Origin of the sequence: Caballeronia sp. LZ019, assembly GCF_031450825.1 — a bacterium.
In the GTDB taxonomy this organism is placed as follows: Bacteria; Pseudomonadota; Gammaproteobacteria; order Burkholderiales; family Burkholderiaceae; genus Caballeronia.
In genome coordinates, this window is the sequence record NZ_JARTVZ010000001.1 from 1 (window position 1) to 15,427 (window position 15,427).

Here is a 15,427-nt window from a genome sequence, read left to right on the forward strand (position 1 = left end):
GTGCGCGATGAAGCGCGCGCGGCCGCCGGGCGTGTTCCATCGGCGCGCCGCGGCCGCGTTGAATAGCCGAAAGCCGCCGGGGTCCTGAATGCGGTCGTTGTAGCGGTCGAATTGCGGAAAGACTGCCTCGATCAGATCGCGGATACGGCTGTAATCGGCCACCCAGCCGTCCCAGTCGAGCGAGGCGTCGTCGAGCGTGGCCTTCGCCATCCGCGCGACGATGGCCGGCTCGGACAGCAGATGCCCGGACGCGGGCGGCAGCGATCCGCGCGACGCATGCACCATCGACATCGAATCTTCGACCGTCACCGTTTGCGGGCCGCTCGCCTGCACGTCGAGCTCGGTGCGTCCGAGGCACGGCAGGATGAACGTCTCCTTCGCCGTGAGCAGATGCGAGCGATTCAGCTTCGTTGCGATGTGCACCGCGAGATCGAGCTTGCGCATCGCATCGAAACATACCTGCGTGTCCGACATCGCCACGGGCAGATTGCCGCCGAGACAGATCAACGCTTTCGAGCGCCCGTCGCGCATTGCCTCGATCGCGGTGATCGCGCCGTGTCCATGCTCGCGCGGCGGGGCGAACTTGAATACGCGCTCGATCGAATCGAGCATGTCGTCGGGCGGCACTTCCGTGATGCCGACGGTGCGATCGCCCTGCACGTTGGAATGTCCGCGCAACGGGCAGATGCCCGCGCCGTCGCGGCCCATGTTCCCGCGCATCAAGAGCAGGTTGACGATCTGCTGAACGTTCGCCGTGCCGCTATGGTGCTGCGTGATGCCCATGCCATAGCACGCGATCACCGCCTTCGAACCGGCGTACAGCTTCCCGATACGCTCGATCTCCGCGCGCTCGATGCCCGCCGCACCGACGATGTCGCTCCACGCAGTCGCGTCGAGATCGGCGATGACTTCATCGAGCCCCTCCGTGTGTTCGTCGATGAACGCGCGATCGAGCACGCCTTCGCCGCCCTTCGAAAGGCTGTCGCGGTGCAGCGCGAGGACGGTCTTCATCATCCCCTTCATGAAGGCGACGTCGCCGCCGATCCTCACCTGGACGTAATCGGTGGCGATCGCCGTCGAGCGTCCCGTCACCATCTCGACCGGGTCTTGCGGCGATGCGAAGCGTTCGAGGCCGCGCTCCTTCAGCGGATTGAGCACGACGATTTTGGCGCCCCGCCGGGCCGCGCTGCGCAGTGTCGCGAGCATGCGCGGATGATTCGTGCCGGGGTTGTGGCCGATGCAGAAGATCGCATCGCAATGATCGAAGTCCGCGAGCGTCACCGTTCCCTTGCCGACGCCGATGGCCTCCGGCAAGCCGACGCTCGTCGGCTCGTGACACATGTTCGAGCAATCGGGGAAGTTGTTGGTGCCGAAGCGGCGCGCGAACAGTTGATACAGAAATGCCGCTTCATTCGATGCGCGCCCCGACGTATAGAACTCCGCCATGTGCGGATCGGGAAGGGCGCGCAGCGCCGCGCCGATGCGCTCGAATGCTTCGTCCCAGGAAACGGGCACGTAATGCCCGGTCTGCGCGTCGTAACGCATCGGATGCGTGAGGCGGCCTTCGTCCTCGAGCGCGTGATCGTTCCACGCCCACAGTTCGCTCACCTTATGGCGGGCGAAGAACTCGGGCGTGGTCCGCTTGGTCGTGGCCTCCCATGAGACCGCCTTTGCGCCGTTCTCGCAGAACTCGAACGACGACGTGCTGCGGGGGTCCGGCCACGCGCAGCCGGGACAATCGAAGCCGGCCGGCTGATTGACCTTGAGAAGCATCGTCGCTTCACGCGCCACGCCCATCTGATGCTTCAGTGCGCGGGCCACTGCCTGCAACGCGCCCCATCCCCCAGCCGGTCCGCCATACGGGCCGACGCCCGGCACTTCACGCTTGCTCATTGCTGCCCTCCGTTGTCCAGTCCACGGAGGGCAGCAATGCCTATGCCGTCGCGTCGCCCTCAGTGCTTGTCAGGCAATGCATAGGCGATCACATAATCTCCGAGCTTCGTCTTGAACGAGCCGTGCCCGCCCGCCGCGATCAGCACGTATTGCTTGCCGTTCGCCTCGTACGTCATCGGCGTGGCCTGTCCGCCTGCCGGCAGACGCGCCTCCCAGAGCTGCTTGCCGGTATCGGTGCTGAACGCGCGGATATAGTCGTCCGCCGTGGCGCCGATGAAGAACACGCGGCCCGCCGTCGTGATCGGGCCGCCCAGCATCGGCATGCCCATCTTGAACGGAATCGGAATCGGCGATGCATCGCGCGTCGTGCCGATGCGCTTCTTCCAGATCACCTTGTGCGTATCGAGATCGAGCGCGGACACATAGCCCCACGCGGGCTGCTTGCACGGCAGGTTCAACGGCGAGAGGAACGGATTCAGCGTGACGCCGAACGGGACGCCGTACTGCGGCTGAATGCCGACTTCCGTCCCGGTGCCGGCCCGACCTGCCTCGGGCGGATCGATCGGGTTGCCCGGCCCGCGCGGGATGAGCCGCGACACGAACGGCAGCGCGATAGGATTGGCAATCGCGATGCGCCGGTCCGTATCGACCGCAAGCCCGCCCCATTCGAACATGCCGAGGTTGCCCGGAAACACGAGCGTGCCCTGTTCCGACGGCGGCGTGAACGGCCCCTCGTAGCGCAGCCGATGAAAGATCACGCGGCACGCGAGCTGGTCGTACATCGTCGCGCCCCACATGTCGGCGCCCGTCAGGTTCTTTTGCGGCCGGTAGGTCAGTTCGGAGAACGGCTGGGTCGGCGAAAGACGATCCCCCTTCGCCGGCCCCTGCGGCACCGCCTGCTCGGGCGCGGGAACGATCGGCTTGCCGGTGCGGCGGTCGAGCACGAAGATGTTGCCCGTTTTCGCGGGCGCATAGATCGCCGGGACGATGTTGCCGCTCGCATCCTTGATATCCGAGATGGTCGGCTGCGCGGGCAGGTCCATGTCCCACAGATCGTGGTGCACGGTCTGATAGAACCAGGCGAGCTTGCCGGTCGTCGCGTTGAGCGCGAGCAGGCCGCTCGCGTAACGTTCCTGCTCCGGCGTGCGGTTGCCGCCCCAGATATCCGGCGTCGTTACGCCCATCGGCAGATAGACGAGATCCAGTTGCGCATCGTACGCGGCGGGCGCCCAGGAGTTCGGCGAGTTGCGCGTATAGCCGTGCTGGTCGTCGGGAATCGCGTTCGGATTGGCCGCGCCCGGATCGAAGGCCCACAGCAGCTTGCCGGTATCGACATCGAAGCCGCGAATCACGCCCGAAGGCTCGCGCGTGCCGTAGTTGTCCGTCACCGCACCGGCGATGACGATTACCTTCGACGTCACGATCGGCGGCGACGTCGGCTCGTACTGGCCCGGCGTCTTCACCGGCTGCAGATGCTGAAGGTCCAGCACGCCGTTCGTTGCGAAGCCGGCGCAGCGCTGCCCGGTGGCGGCATCGAGTTCGAAAAGGCGGCCATCGTTGACGGGCAGGATGATGCGGCGCGCGCACATCGGCAGCGAAGCGGCATTGTTGGCCTGGCGCGCCTGCGCGGCGGCGGGCGTCTCATAGTAGGACACGCCCCGGCAGGTCACGTGCTGAAAGCTCGGGTCCGGCTTCAGTTCCGGATTGAAGCGCCACTTCTCCTTGCCGGTCGCGCCGTCCAACGCGATGGCGTGCTGATGCGGCGTGCAAAAGAACAGCGTGCCGTCGACGGCGAGCGGCGTCACTTCGTCGGTGATTTCGACGGGATCGTTCGGGCCTTTCATGTCGCCGGTGCGAAAGCTCCATGCTTCCTTCAGATCGCCGACGTTCTTGTCGTTGATCTGCGCGAGCGGCGAATAGCGCGTGCCGCCCTGCGAGTTGCCATAGGCGAGCCAGTCGCCCGGCCGGCCGGCCGTGGCCTTCGCCGCAGGCGTGTCCGATCCCTGACGCGCGAACGAACCGTCGATCTCCTGCGGATCGTTGAGCGCCGCATACACGAGCGCGATGCCCGTCAGCACGAGCGCCACCGCCATCGCGATTCCGCCTCCGCGCACCGGCGTTGCATACAGGCGATAGGTGAACGGCAGCAGCAGCCACACGCCGACGATCACGAGCACGTCGAGACGCGGCGCGAGCGCCCAGAAATCGAAACCGGCTTCGATGACGGCCCATATCAGCGTGCCGAACAGCAGGAGCGCATAGACGAAGAGCGCCGCGGAATTGCGCCGCATGATGAGCCACGCGACCGCCAGCATGAGCAGGCCCGCGATGACGTAATAGGGCGATCCGCCGATCGTCACGAGCCATATGCCGACGCCCGCGAGATAAAGCCCGGATATCGCGAGGAAGACGATGGTGAGCCACTTGACGACGGGCGACGGCGAGCGGGCGGCAGGCCGCGCTGGCGGGGCATTGGTATTCATTCACACACCTCTGTTTGCGACTTGAGTGACGGACGATGCGGTCAGCACGACGCGTCGCATGCGTCTGATGCGCGTGCGACGCTGGCTGGCGATGCGATCAGCGACGCAAGAGATGCGCCGCTGCAGCAAGCGAGTCAAGCACTTGACGTGCCACTGCCGCTTTTCGCGCCCGGCGCGAGGATGTTCGGCAGAACCGGATTTTCAGGCTGCGTATAACGCGCTTCCACGGCCTTTCGGATTCCGTCGAGACTGTCGGCGGCCGAAAGCGCTTCGTCGGCTTCGATCCCGCGCGCTTCGTCGGCGAGCGTGGCATCGCCGATGACGTCGCGGAACCATGTCGAGTAATCGCCCCGTCGCAAGTGGAAGAGCCAGGTGTCCTCATCGACGCCTTCCGCGATTTCGAGGAACAGCACGAGGTTGTGCGCGCGCAGATTCAGCTTGTTGTCGGGACCGCGAAAATAGAAGCTGCGCTCGGGGATCAGCATGCCCTCCGCATACTTCCGCACGTGCCGCCGGCGGTGTGTCTTCGCCGGCTCCGCGCGCACCACGACCGGTGCGCCCCACGTCCCCTCGCGATCGCGACGCCAGACGAGCGCCTCCCCTGTCTCGATCTCTTCGGGAAGCTCGGCCGGTTCGTCGATGCCTGCGGCCTGCGCGAATTCCTGCAGCGTTTCCTGCGCGCCCGGACCCGCGCCGATGAACACCGTCACGCGATCGAGCAGCCGCGCCGAGAGCTGATTCGGATGCACGGTCGCGAACAAGGCGGGCGCGAGCTGGTCGGGCAGCGTTTCATCGGCGGCATTGATGCTCGCGGGAAAGAAGTGATGCGCCTCGTCGAAGATCATCCAGTGCGGACGGCCGGTGAGCGCGCGCGTCTTCTGCATGTGGGCGAGCACGGTCGCGCAATACGTCGGCCGCTCCGCGAACGAGACGCGCATCAGGTTGACGACGACCGACTGGCTCGGCTGGTGAATGAGCCGCGTGACGTCATCGGCTTTCGGGGCGGTCTCCGCGTCGCCGATGGGCAGCGCGCCTTCGAAGTTGTCGAAGTCGCCTTCGGGATCGAGCGCGCAGAACTGATAGCCCGATTCCGACAGCCGCTCCATCAGGCCGGTGATGAGCGTGGACTTGCCGCCGCCGGATTGCCCCGCGACCAGCGCGACCGTGTCCTGCGGCGGGAGCGTTGCGGTTTTGTCGCCGTCCGCGTCGTTTTCTTCGACGCGCTCGCCGAGCACCAGATGACGCCGCGTGAGATGCTCGCTCGCGCCGGCGAGATCGTCTTCGAGGATCGCTTCGATCAGCTCCGTCACGCCGGCGCCGCATTCGCGATCCAGCACGATATCGGCGTGCGCCTTCAGCGCATCGATCGCGTTGCCGACGGCCGCCGATATCTCGCACGCATCGAGCAGCGGGTGATCGTTTTGCGCGTCGCCGACGCCGACCGCATTGCGCGGCGACAGCGCCATCTTGTCGAGCGCCGCGAGCAGGCCGCTCGCCTTGCTGACCCCGGGTGCGAGGACCATCACCGCGTCGCCGTTATAGACGACGTGCAGATCGAGACCGAGATCGCGGATAGCGGCGTGCGCCTGTTCATCGTAAGGCTTCACGGTCGCGACGAGCGTCTGGCTCACGCCGAGATGACGCACGCCGCTTGCCTTCATCGCCTCGACGAATTCGGGCGGCGGCGGGGGCGCGAGCAAGGTGCGCTCGCGCGTCGCCGGCGAGTAGATCACGCCGCCGTTCTCGGCGACGATCAGCGAGAAGCGATCGACGCGATCGCACAGGGTAAGGAGATCGTCGAGTTCGCGTCCCGTCACGAGCACCATATGACGCCCCGACGCACGCAGCCGGTCAACGGCGTCCCATGTTGCATCGCTCACGCGGCCTTCTTCGGCGAGCGTGTTGTCGTAATCGCTGGCAAGCACCATGCATCGCATAGCGGTATCCCTCAGTTAAGCGTCCTCTTCGACGAGATGCGGCGGCATCGCGCATCGGGCGGCGCGCGCGTCGAGCAGGCGCCGATAAACATCGACGTAATCGCGCGCCATGCGTTCGGCCGTGAAGCGCCGCTCGAAACTTTCGCGGCAGCGGCGGCGATCGATTTGCGGCAGACGCGCCACGGCCTCGACCGCTTCGTCCTCGTCGCGCACGACGAAGCCGTTCACGCCATCCTCGATGATCTCCGGCACCGAGCCGCGCCCGAATGCGATCACCGGCGTGCCGCAGGCCAGCGCCTCGATCATCACGAGGCCGAACGGCTCCGGCCAGTCGATCGGAAACAGCAATCCGCGCGCATGGCCGATGAGATGGCTCTTCCCTGCATCGTCCTGCTCGCCGGCATATTCGATCAGCGGGGCCTGCACGAGCGGCGCGACGGCGCTTTCGAAGTACGGGCGATCGGCTTCGTCCACCTTCGCCGCGATGCGAAGCGGCACGTTCGCACGGCGCGCGATGCGGATTGCGGCATCCGGTCCCTTGGCCGGCGCGATCCGGCCGACGAACGCGAGGTGTTCGCCCGCGCGTTCGCGGAACGGGTAGAGCGTGCCGGGCAAGCCGTGATGCACCGTGCCCGCCCACGACAGCCACGGCAGCGGCGCGCGCTGCGCGTCGGAGATGGATACGAGCGGAACGTCCGCGAAGCGTCGATACATCGGCTCGAGGCCGGGCACGTCGAGCCGCCAGTGAAGCGTCGTGACATGCGCGCACTGCATGCGCCGCGCGAACGGAAAACTCTGGTAGTCCGTATGAAAATGCACGATGTCGAACTGCTTCGACGCAGCCACGACATCTTCGAGCATCGCGAAGTGGAAGGCTTGCGGGTCGGCTGTGTCTTCGACGAGCCTCACCGCGCAATCGCTGCCCGCAACGAGCTTCGCGCTCGTGCGGGAATCCGCGCTCGCGAACAGCGTGACATCGTGGCCCGCCTTTACGAGCTCTTCGCTGAGATAGGACACGATCCGTTCGATGCCGCCGTAACGCCGCGGCGGCACGCTCTCATACAACGTCGATACCTGGGCGATGCGCATGACGTTATGCCTGCAACGCGTCGGTGTCGAAATCGGCGGCATCGGCATTGGCGGCCGGCGCAGGCGCGCGCGAGTCCAGCAGATCGCGATAGACCGCGACATAGTCGCGCGCCATGCGATCGGCGGAAAAGCGCTGCTCGAAAGTCCTGCGGCATCGCGCCCGATCGATCTCTCCGAGATCGCGCACAGCGCACACGGCCTCTTCCACATCATCGACGATGAAGCCGCTCACGCCATGCTCGATCACTTCGGGCACCGCGCCGCGCCTGAACGCGATTACCGGCGTGCCGGATGCCATCGCTTCGATCATCACGAGGCCGAACGGCTCTTCCCAGTCGATCGGAAAAACGAGCGCACGTGCATGGGCGAACAACGCGCGCCGTGCTTCGCCGCCCACTTCGCCGAGATATTCGACGAAAGACTGCGAAGCCTCCAGCAGCGGACAAATCTCTTCCTTGAAATAGGCGCGCTCGCCCGGATGCACGGCTGCGGCAATCTTGAGCGGCATCCCCGCGCGGCGCGCAATCTCGATCGCGCGATCGATGCGCTTTTCCGGCATCACGCGTCCGACGAAGAGCAGATAGTCGCCGCCTTCCTGCGAATAGCGCATTTCATCGAGCGCGAGGCCGTGATGAACCGTCGCGCGCCAGTTGGCGTCGGGCATCCCGCTGCGCTGGCTCTCCGAAATGGCGACGAGCGGCGCATCGCGGAACGTATCGAAGAGCGGGCCGTGATCGGCGGGCAAGAGGCGGCCATGCATCGTCGTGATGGACGGACATGCGAAGAGGCGCTGCATCGGCAGATGCAAGGGCTCGGTGTGGAAGTGGATCACGTCGAACTGCGATGAACGTTTGATGACCGCATCCAGCTGGCGCAAGTGATGACTCGTCGTATCCCACACGCGTTCGTCGCGCCACAGCGCGGTGGGCGTGCCGCTGCGAAGGCGGGCGCGCGTGCGGGAATCGCCGGTGGCGAAGAGCGTGACGTCGTGCCCCGCCGCGACGAGTGCTTCGGTCAGGTAAGAGATGATGCGCTCGGTGGCGCCGTATGCGATAGGAGGGACGCTCTCGTAGAGCGGTGCGACCTGTGCGATTTTCATCGATGAGTTCCGGTGTCGGCCACGCGGATGCATGGTTGTTGTCGTTCGTTGCGCTCACTGAGCAATCTGCGGGCCGACGTTCGCCTGCGCGGTGAATCGACGGCATGCCGCATGCTTGACCGATGATCCGCCTCGATCTACCGGAGAACGCCATGACCAAGGTTGCCGAAGTAATGACACGCGGCGTGCAAACCATCGCGCCGACCGACACGATCCGCCGCGCGGCGGAGTTGATGGACGAGCTCAACGTCGGCGCGCTACCGGTATGCGACGGCGAGCGGCTCAAAGCGATGATCACCGACCGCGATATCGTGGTGCGCGCGGTGTCGGCGGGCAAGGACGCGTCATGCACGGTGCAGGAAGTCGCGAGCGAGCCGGTGGAGTGGTGCCGCGAGGATGATGAGATCGAATCCGCCATCCAGAGGATGGAGCAACTGCAGATCCGGCGCATGCCTGTCCTCGACAGCGAGCAGCATGTCGTCGGCATGCTCGCCCTCGGCGATATCGCGATCTACTCGGACGGCGAAGTGTCATCGACGATTCAGGCTATCTCCACGCCTTCCGTGCCCGACCGGTGATCGGATGCATCACACCGGATTGCCGTCTTCCGGCGTCTTCAGACGGTCGCGCTCGCTTTGCGTGCCGGGCGGCGTGCCGGGCTTGTCGTCCGGCGTCGCGTCGGGCGCGCGGTCTTCGTTGGGACCGCGTTGCGGCGCATCGGCCGGATTCGTCGGGATGTTCTCGGTATGGCCGGGTATCGGCTGGCTCTCGATGTGATCTTGCTGGCTCATCGCATGTCTCGCTGGTGGTGAAGAGGATTCCTCAGCCGAGCGAGCAAGCGACGTTCCGATGCGTGGCACGCACGATGCTTGCAATACGCTCCTTGTCCCGTTCGCCTCCTCATCATCGATATGCGTAAATCACGAACAAGCGCTTCTGCGTCGAACACACTTCTTGCCGGCGTCGCCGCCGTATCCGTCGGCATCGCCGCGTGGGCCGCATGGCGCGGGCGACGGGCCGAGCGCGAACATCCGCCCATCGGGCAATTCATCGATGTGGATGGCGTGCGCCTGCATTACATCGACGAAGGCGAAGGCCCCACGGTGCTGCTCGTGCACGGCAACCTCGTCACGCTGCAGGACTACATCGCGAGCGGGCTGGTCGCGCGTCTGTCGAAGCGTCATCGTGTGATTGCGTTCGATCGTCCGGGCTTCGGCTTCAGCACGCGCCCGCGCGATCGCGTGTGGACGCCGCAGGAGCAGGCGGCACTTTTTCAGCGCGCGCTCCGGCAGATGGGATTGACGCGCGCGGTCGTCGTCGGGCAATCGCTCGGCTGCCTCGTCGCGCTGGCAATGGCGATCGAGCCGCGCATCGAGATTCGCGGACTGACGCTCGTGTCGGGCTACTACTATCCGACCGCGCGATTCGACGTGCTCCTCACCGCGCCCGCCGCCGTTCCGGTGCTCGGCGATGTCATTCGCTATACCGTTTCGCCCGTGATGGGACGCCTGCTGCTCAACCAGAACGTGCGGGTCATGTTCGCGCCCTCGGATGTTCCGCCCGAGTTCGGCCATCAGGTGCAACGCCAGATCGTGCTGCGGCCGTGGCAATTACGGGCGATCGGCGAAGACGCGGCGTGCATGGTGCCGGCGGCGAACGAGTTGTCGAAGCACTATCGCGACATCGATATACCGGTGCGAATCTTCGCGGGCGAAGACGATGTCGTGGTGGATGCGCAATCGCATTCCGCACGTCTTGCGCGCGACATTGCGCAGAGCGTGCTGTCGGTGATCCGGCATAGCGGTCACATGGTTCATTACGATGACGCGGGACGCATCGGCGATGCCGTCGAAGCGATGGCAATCGAGTGATGCGCGGACGCTTCAGAGCCGTCGCGTGAGTATCGGCACGACGACCGGTACGAGTATCGACGTCAGTATGCCGTTGAGCCCCATGCCGAGGCCCGCGAACGCGCCCATTTGCTGACTGATCTGGAACGCGCGCGCCGTGCCGATTCCGTGGGACGCCACGCCGAGCGCAAAGCCGCGCGCTTCGGGCTCGGTCACGCGCAGCGTGTTGAGGATGACGCGTGCGAACGCAGCGCCGAAGATGCCGGTCGATATGACGAGCACCGCCGTCAACGATGGAATGCCGCCGATGGACGTGGCCACCGCCATCGCGATGGGCGTCGTCGCGGACTTCGGCGCGAGCGATGCGATGGTCTGCTTCGATGCCCCGAGCCACGATGCGACCGCGACAGCCGACACGATCGCCGTCATCGATCCCGCAACAAGCGCGACCGTCAACGGCGCGGCGAGCCTGCGCAGATTGCCGAGCTGACGATATAGCGGCAAGGCAAGCGCGACCGTTGCCGGCCCCAGCAGAAAGTGCACGAATTGCGCGCCTTCGAAATACGTCGGATACGGCGTGCGGCTGATCTGCAAGACGGCCACGAGAATGGCAACCGCGATGAGCACCGGATTCGCCAGCGGGTTGAAACGGCAACGCGCGTAGATCCACTGCGCGATCAGATACGCGAAGAGCGTGGTGGTCAATCCGAGCAGCGGCGATGCGGCGAGATAGACCCATATCGCATTGATCTGCGGGAACGCGATCATCGCGGCTTCTCTGCGCGATGACCACGCATCAGCGCGCGCATGACGAGCGCGGTCACGGCGATGCCGAGCGTGGTGCTGACGATGATCGCGAGCACGATCGCCAGTACGTTGCCGCTCAGCGCGCTCACGGACACCATGATGCCGACGCCTGCCGGGACGAACAGCAGCGAGAGATGACGAAGCAATTCGTTAGCGGTCGGCTCGATGGCGTCGGCGGCGCGCGGCCGCGCCATCAGGAACACGAGCAGCAGCAACATGCCGACGACCGGGCCCGGCACCGGAAGCCGGAAGACATACGAAAGCCCTTCGCCGAGACATTGAAAGAGCAGCAGCACGGCCAGTGAGAGAAGCATCGCGAATCCTGTGTTCATGGTCCCGAACCGCAAGCGCAAAGCAAGCGATAGTCCAGCCGACGAATGCACGGAATGCTCCTAGAATGAAGAAGCCGCTGACATCCGGCGGTCACTACTCGAACGATGAATCGAACGATTCAGGAGACAGCGATGACGCCTCGCAATGCAGCAGGACTCGTTACGGTAGCCGTCGTGTCCGGTCTGGTGACCGGATGTGGCGGCTCCGATCATCACGATGCTTACAACGATGCCCCGAAGGTCATTATCGATTCCGACTTCAACACGATGGGCGACGACGGTCAGCTCTTCGCGATGACGACGCAACTGATGGGGCAGGGCAAGATCAACCTGCTGGGCTTGTGCGTGGTGACCGGCAACGACTGGCTGCTGCAGGAACAGGCGGATGCGCTGAAAGCCGTCGAGCGCATGGGCGTGCAGGACAAGGTCGGCGTGTATGCGGGCGCGAATTATCCGCTGCAATACGATGTCGCGAGCATTCGTGCGCAGCAGGCCGCGAATCCGAACGGCTACTTCGGCGCGTGGATGCGGCCGGAGCCGACGCAGCCATCGCAACTGACCGCGCCGCCCGATGGCTTCGCGCAATCGACGACGCTGAAAGCGCAGGCCGCCGCGGACTTCATGATCGATACGATCAAGCGCTATCCGAATCAGGTGACCATCATCGAAGTCGGGCCACCGACGAATCTCGCAACGGCCGTGAGGCGAGCGCCGGAGATCGTGCCGCTCATCAAGGAGATCGTCTACATGGGCGGCGCGATGAACGTACCCGGCAATGCCAACGCAGTGGGTGAGCTCAACTGGTGGTTCGATCCGGTGGCGGTGCGTACGCTCTTGCAAACCACCATTCCGCAGCGGGTCATTCCGCTCGACGTCACCAATACCGTTCCCTTGACGCAAACCATCTACAACCAGATTGTCAATCCGCCGACGGGACAGACAGCGGTGACGCAGGCATATGCCATCGCGAACGCAGGCGCATTCGCCGCGAATACGAATATCTACGACACGTTGACCATCGGATACTTTCTCGATCCCACGTATGCGAAAGAGACGCAGAGCGCGTACCTCGACATCGACACGACGCCGGGCGAAGATCAGGGACATGTGCGCGTGTATCCCGACGCGCCGGCGGCTGGCGCGTCGCCGCAGAAGATCACTTACGTGACGCGCTATGACAACGACCGCTTTTTCGATTTCTACGTGGGCTTGCTGACGAGTCCGGTGCCGGTCAAGTTTCGCTGACGGTTGATTCCGGCTCAGTCCATTCTGGCTTTCGGCGTTATCGCGGGCGTGACGGGTTCGACGGTTCTTTTGATGGCGCCCCCGAGCGCGCTGCGATACACGTCGAGATAGGCGTTGACCATCGAGTCGGGACTGAAGGTATCGGCGTGCTTGCGCAGCCTGTCGTGCACGGACGGTTCCTTCAGCAACGCGATGGCCTCGCGGATCTTCTCGATGAGCGTGTGCGGACGCTCCATGTCGAAGACGAGATTCGAACGCGGCTCGATTACTTCGGGAATGCCGCCGCGATTCGCGCCGACGACCGGCAAGCCGTACGAATATGCTTCGACGATCACGCGGCCGAACGGCTCGTGCCAGATCGACGGCACGATCAGGATGTCGATGCTGCGAAGGAAGTCGTCGGGCTTCACGTGACCGAGATACTGCACGCGCGGATCGTCGTATTTCTGCTTGAGGCCCTCGATGTAGCCGGGGTCGCCCTTGCCGCCGAAGACGAGCGTCCAGTCGAGTGTGTTGTCGGCGGCGAGCTGCTCGAGCACGACCTCCGAGCCTTTGTCTCGCGCCACGCGGCCGAGCACGCCGAGACGCACCGGTCCGCCTTTATAGCGTTGCTTCGTGTGCGTGGCGGCGTCCTGGCTCGGAACGTAGCAGTTGTTGATGACGGCCGTGCGTGTGGCTTCAGGAAAATAGCCGCTGTTCAGATGCTTTTGCAGCACGAAGCGGCTGACGCCCACGGCGACCTGAACGCGGGACGATGCGGACTTTTTCGGCGCGGAATACAGCGCGCATGATCCGCATTGGCGCTTGCAGGGCTCGACGTCGGAGAACATCGTCGTGGCCGGACACATGAGGTAGTAGTCGCGTGCCGTGTGAACGATGGGAATGCCGGCGGCGCGGGCAGCGCGCCATACGTCGACGGACAGGCACGCGAGATTACTCGTATGAATGATGTCCGGCTTGTCGCGCGCGATGATGTCGCGCAGCTTGCGTGACATGACGACGTTGACGACATCGATGGCATGCCAGATGAATCGCGCGACGCGGGAGCGCTTCTTGGGCGCATGCGGCCAATACAGGTTGGCCGAGCGCAGACGATAAACCTTGACCCCGTTGAATTCGGTGACGCTGTCGCTGCGTGCTCCCGTTGCACAGGCGACGCTCACGTCCATGCCTGCCCTGACGAGCCCCTCGGCGAGCAGTTGCGTCGATACCTCAGCCCCGCCGATCTTGTCCGGGTAGTACAACGTGTTGACGATGAGTATTTTCACGGCGTTTGAAGTAGTGTCGTCGTCCTGCGATAAGGCACCCGCTCTGTCGGCCCGAAGACAGATCCCGAAAGGCAAGGGGTGCACCGCTGCAGCCTTCTCGGATTAGAAGCACAACGTGAAAACGTAGTTGCGGCATCGCTCCAGCCGGTAAGCAGGAGTTTAGGATAAGCCAAATTGCTTGAGAAGGCGCAAAGCGAAACGTAAGCAATTGCAATGCTAGCTCGTGTAGCGGTTTGATGCGAGTGAGTCTTTTGGTAACGCGATTTGTCTGCAAATATTGCCGGGGGTGGACGCGTGAGGTGAACAACTTACGCGCCATGCCATTGCTTGTGACAATGACCGTTGGAGTGCACGGGCGGCGGAGGGTTCCACTAGCGCTGCTGTCGCCGCGTCGATTAGTCAGTTGTATCGGCCATACGATCGAGACGTGAATTTTCTCCTGAGCAAGCGACTTCGCAGCCTGGTGTCAACTTGTGTCGCTGAAAGATCGAACGTGTTCCTGCGCCGAAACGAGGTAAGCATCATCTGTGAAAGACCATCACCGACTTCTAAACGCCGCTGACATTAAATATTACGACCTACTATCTATATGTAGGCTTTACATGTTTGCTTAAAAGCAATTATTCGGTTCTGGACAAACATTCAAGCGTCGTGCGTTAATCCTCGGACGATTCATTAGCTATCCGAGATACACCACGTATGACCCTATCCCGCATGCGATATTGTCCTGTCCCATGTCGTTCAGAACCTGTGCCGCGCCGAACCGAAGCGAATCGCGGGGAGACGCTGCGCGCGCCGCGCAATGACGGGTCAGGAGCTCCCGGCGAAACCGACCGTCCGCTACGGTGACACGATGACCAGCGCCGCTCAAGACAGCCGGGACGCGCGGGCAGGCAGTGCTTCGCGCCGTGGGAACACGCACCTCATGCCGGCGCTCATCGATCGGCTGCGCGACGATGCGCCGCATCGCCGGACCGAAGCGCCCGGCGAGTATGCCGTCACGCGTGCGCAGCTACGCGAGATCATCCAGCGCGACCTGTCGTATCTGTTGAACGCCACTAATCTCGGCAGTGAGATCGATGCAGGGCGATATCCGCTCGTGGCCGCATCTACCGTCAACTTCGGCGTGCCGCCGCTGGCCGGCGCGTTCATGGCTTCGCGCAAGTGGTCGGATATCGAGCAGACCATCAAGGATGCGATTTTTGCCTTCGAACCGCGCCTCGTGCCGAATTCGCTTCAGGTCGTTCCGTGCAGCGAGGGAGACCGGCACGGCCGTCATAACGAAGTGGCGTTCGAGATTCGCGGAATGATCGACGTGGAGCCGTATCCGCTGGAATTCTTGGTGCAGAGTTCGCTCGATCTCGAAAGCAGCCGCCTGCATGCGGACAGCCGGCGCGCGTGAGCCGGACATTCACGAAGCAAAT

Annotated in this window: 13 protein-coding genes; 4 read left to right on the top strand and 9 right to left on the bottom strand. The window is 64.1% G+C overall.

Annotated elements, in window-relative coordinates; all coding sequences use genetic code 11:
* From P9255_RS00005 to P9255_RS00025, 5 genes are all read right to left on the bottom strand, one after another.
* Positions 1–1,893, bottom strand: a 1,893-nt coding sequence (locus P9255_RS00005; protein WP_309788999.1) for an FdhF/YdeP family oxidoreductase, incomplete at its 3' end; no start/stop codon positions are given.
* Positions 1,894–1,952: 59 nt separating this feature from the next.
* Positions 1,953–4,376 (bottom strand): glucose/quinate/shikimate family membrane-bound PQQ-dependent dehydrogenase, encoded by a 2,424-nt coding sequence (locus tag P9255_RS00010; RefSeq protein WP_309768808.1) that lies wholly within the window; start codon positions 4,374–4,376, stop codon positions 1,953–1,955.
* 134 nt (positions 4,377–4,510) lie between these two features.
* Positions 4,511–6,304 carry an HAD hydrolase family protein gene (locus tag P9255_RS00015; protein ID WP_309768809.1) on the bottom strand — a complete coding sequence of 598 codons (1,794 nt, stop codon included), beginning with the start codon at positions 6,302–6,304 and terminating at the stop codon, positions 4,511–4,513.
* A gap of 24 nt (positions 6,305–6,328) precedes the next feature.
* Entirely contained in the window at positions 6,329–7,402 is a 1,074-nt protein-coding gene (locus P9255_RS00020; protein WP_309768810.1) for a glycosyltransferase family 4 protein, read from the bottom strand.
* 4 nt (positions 7,403–7,406) lie between these two features.
* Positions 7,407–8,501, bottom strand: a complete 1,095-nt coding sequence (locus P9255_RS00025; RefSeq protein WP_309768811.1) for a glycosyltransferase family 4 protein — start codon at positions 8,499–8,501, stop codon at positions 7,407–7,409.
* A gap of 152 nt (positions 8,502–8,653) precedes the next feature.
* On the opposite strand from P9255_RS00025, the gene P9255_RS00030 reads away from it, so the two are divergent.
* Entirely contained in the window at positions 8,654–9,079 is a 426-nt protein-coding gene (locus P9255_RS00030) for a CBS domain-containing protein (protein WP_309768813.1), read from the top strand.
* Positions 9,080–9,088: 9 nt separating this feature from the next.
* Here the strand turns inward: P9255_RS00030 and P9255_RS00035 are convergent, their stop codons facing one another.
* Positions 9,089–9,292 (bottom strand): MARCKS-like protein, encoded by a 204-nt coding sequence (locus P9255_RS00035; RefSeq protein ID WP_309768814.1) that lies wholly within the window; start codon positions 9,290–9,292, stop codon positions 9,089–9,091.
* Between the two features lie 120 nt (positions 9,293–9,412).
* Between P9255_RS00035 and P9255_RS00040 the strand changes: the two genes are divergently transcribed.
* Positions 9,413–10,372 (top strand): alpha/beta hydrolase, encoded by a 960-nt coding sequence (locus tag P9255_RS00040; RefSeq protein ID WP_309768815.1) that lies wholly within the window; start codon positions 9,413–9,415, stop codon positions 10,370–10,372.
* Between the two features lie 12 nt (positions 10,373–10,384).
* Here P9255_RS00040 and P9255_RS00045 read toward each other — a convergent pair whose 3' ends face one another.
* Both P9255_RS00045 and P9255_RS00050 read right to left on the bottom strand, forming a co-directional pair.
* Positions 10,385–11,119, bottom strand: coding sequence for an LrgB family protein (locus P9255_RS00045; protein ID WP_309789000.1), 735 nt, complete (start codon positions 11,117–11,119; stop codon positions 10,385–10,387).
* A complete protein-coding gene (locus tag P9255_RS00050) occupies positions 11,116–11,472 on the bottom strand; it encodes a CidA/LrgA family protein (protein WP_309768942.1) in 357 nt (118 codons plus the stop codon). Before P9255_RS00050 ends, P9255_RS00045 begins: the two co-directional genes overlap by 4 nt.
* A 150-nt stretch (positions 11,473–11,622) precedes the next feature.
* Between P9255_RS00050 and P9255_RS00055 the strand changes: the two genes are divergently transcribed.
* A complete protein-coding gene (locus tag P9255_RS00055; protein ID WP_309768817.1) occupies positions 11,623–12,735 on the top strand; it encodes a nucleoside hydrolase in 1,113 nt (370 codons plus the stop codon).
* Between the two features lie 14 nt (positions 12,736–12,749).
* Here the strand turns inward: P9255_RS00055 and P9255_RS00060 are convergent, their stop codons facing one another.
* Positions 12,750–14,003, bottom strand: a complete 1,254-nt coding sequence (locus P9255_RS00060) for a glycosyltransferase family 4 protein (RefSeq protein WP_309789001.1) — start codon at positions 14,001–14,003, stop codon at positions 12,750–12,752.
* Between the two features lie 925 nt (positions 14,004–14,928).
* Between P9255_RS00060 and tssE the strand changes: the two genes are divergently transcribed.
* The gene (tssE, locus tag P9255_RS00065) at positions 14,929–15,405 is read left to right on the top strand and encodes a type VI secretion system baseplate subunit TssE (protein ID WP_404980219.1); all 477 of its coding nucleotides are present in this window, start codon (positions 14,929–14,931) and stop codon (positions 15,403–15,405) included.
* The last annotated feature ends 22 nt before the right edge of the window (positions 15,406–15,427 follow it).

What these genes read in the sequence shown, in the direction of transcription:
- P9255_RS00010 (WP_309768808.1), bottom strand. Translation starts at nt 4,376, where the DNA reads ATGAATACCAATGCCCCGCCAGCGCGGCCTGCCGCCCGCTCGCCGTCG.
- P9255_RS00015 (WP_309768809.1), bottom strand. Translation starts at nt 6,304, where the DNA reads ATGGTGCTTGCCAGCGATTACGACAACACGCTCGCCGAAGAAGGCCGC.
- P9255_RS00020 (WP_309768810.1), bottom strand. Translation starts at nt 7,402, where the DNA reads ATGCGCATCGCCCAGGTATCGACGTTGTATGAGAGCGTGCCGCCGCGG.
- P9255_RS00025 (WP_309768811.1), bottom strand. Translation starts at nt 8,501, where the DNA reads ATGAAAATCGCACAGGTCGCACCGCTCTACGAGAGCGTCCCTCCTATC.
- P9255_RS00030 (WP_309768813.1), top strand. Translation starts at nt 8,654, where the DNA reads ATGACCAAGGTTGCCGAAGTAATGACACGCGGCGTGCAAACCATCGCG.
- P9255_RS00035 (WP_309768814.1), bottom strand. Translation starts at nt 9,292, where the DNA reads ATGAGCCAGCAAGATCACATCGAGAGCCAGCCGATACCCGGCCATACC.
- P9255_RS00040 (WP_309768815.1), top strand. Translation starts at nt 9,413, where the DNA reads ATGCGTAAATCACGAACAAGCGCTTCTGCGTCGAACACACTTCTTGCC.
- P9255_RS00045 (WP_309789000.1), bottom strand. Translation starts at nt 11,119, where the DNA reads ATGATCGCGTTCCCGCAGATCAATGCGATATGGGTCTATCTCGCCGCA.
- P9255_RS00050 (WP_309768942.1), bottom strand. Translation starts at nt 11,472, where the DNA reads ATGCTTCTCTCACTGGCCGTGCTGCTGCTCTTTCAATGTCTCGGCGAA.
- P9255_RS00055 (WP_309768817.1), top strand. Translation starts at nt 11,623, where the DNA reads ATGACGCCTCGCAATGCAGCAGGACTCGTTACGGTAGCCGTCGTGTCC.
- tssE (WP_404980219.1), top strand. Translation starts at nt 14,929, where the DNA reads ATGCCGGCGCTCATCGATCGGCTGCGCGACGATGCGCCGCATCGCCGG.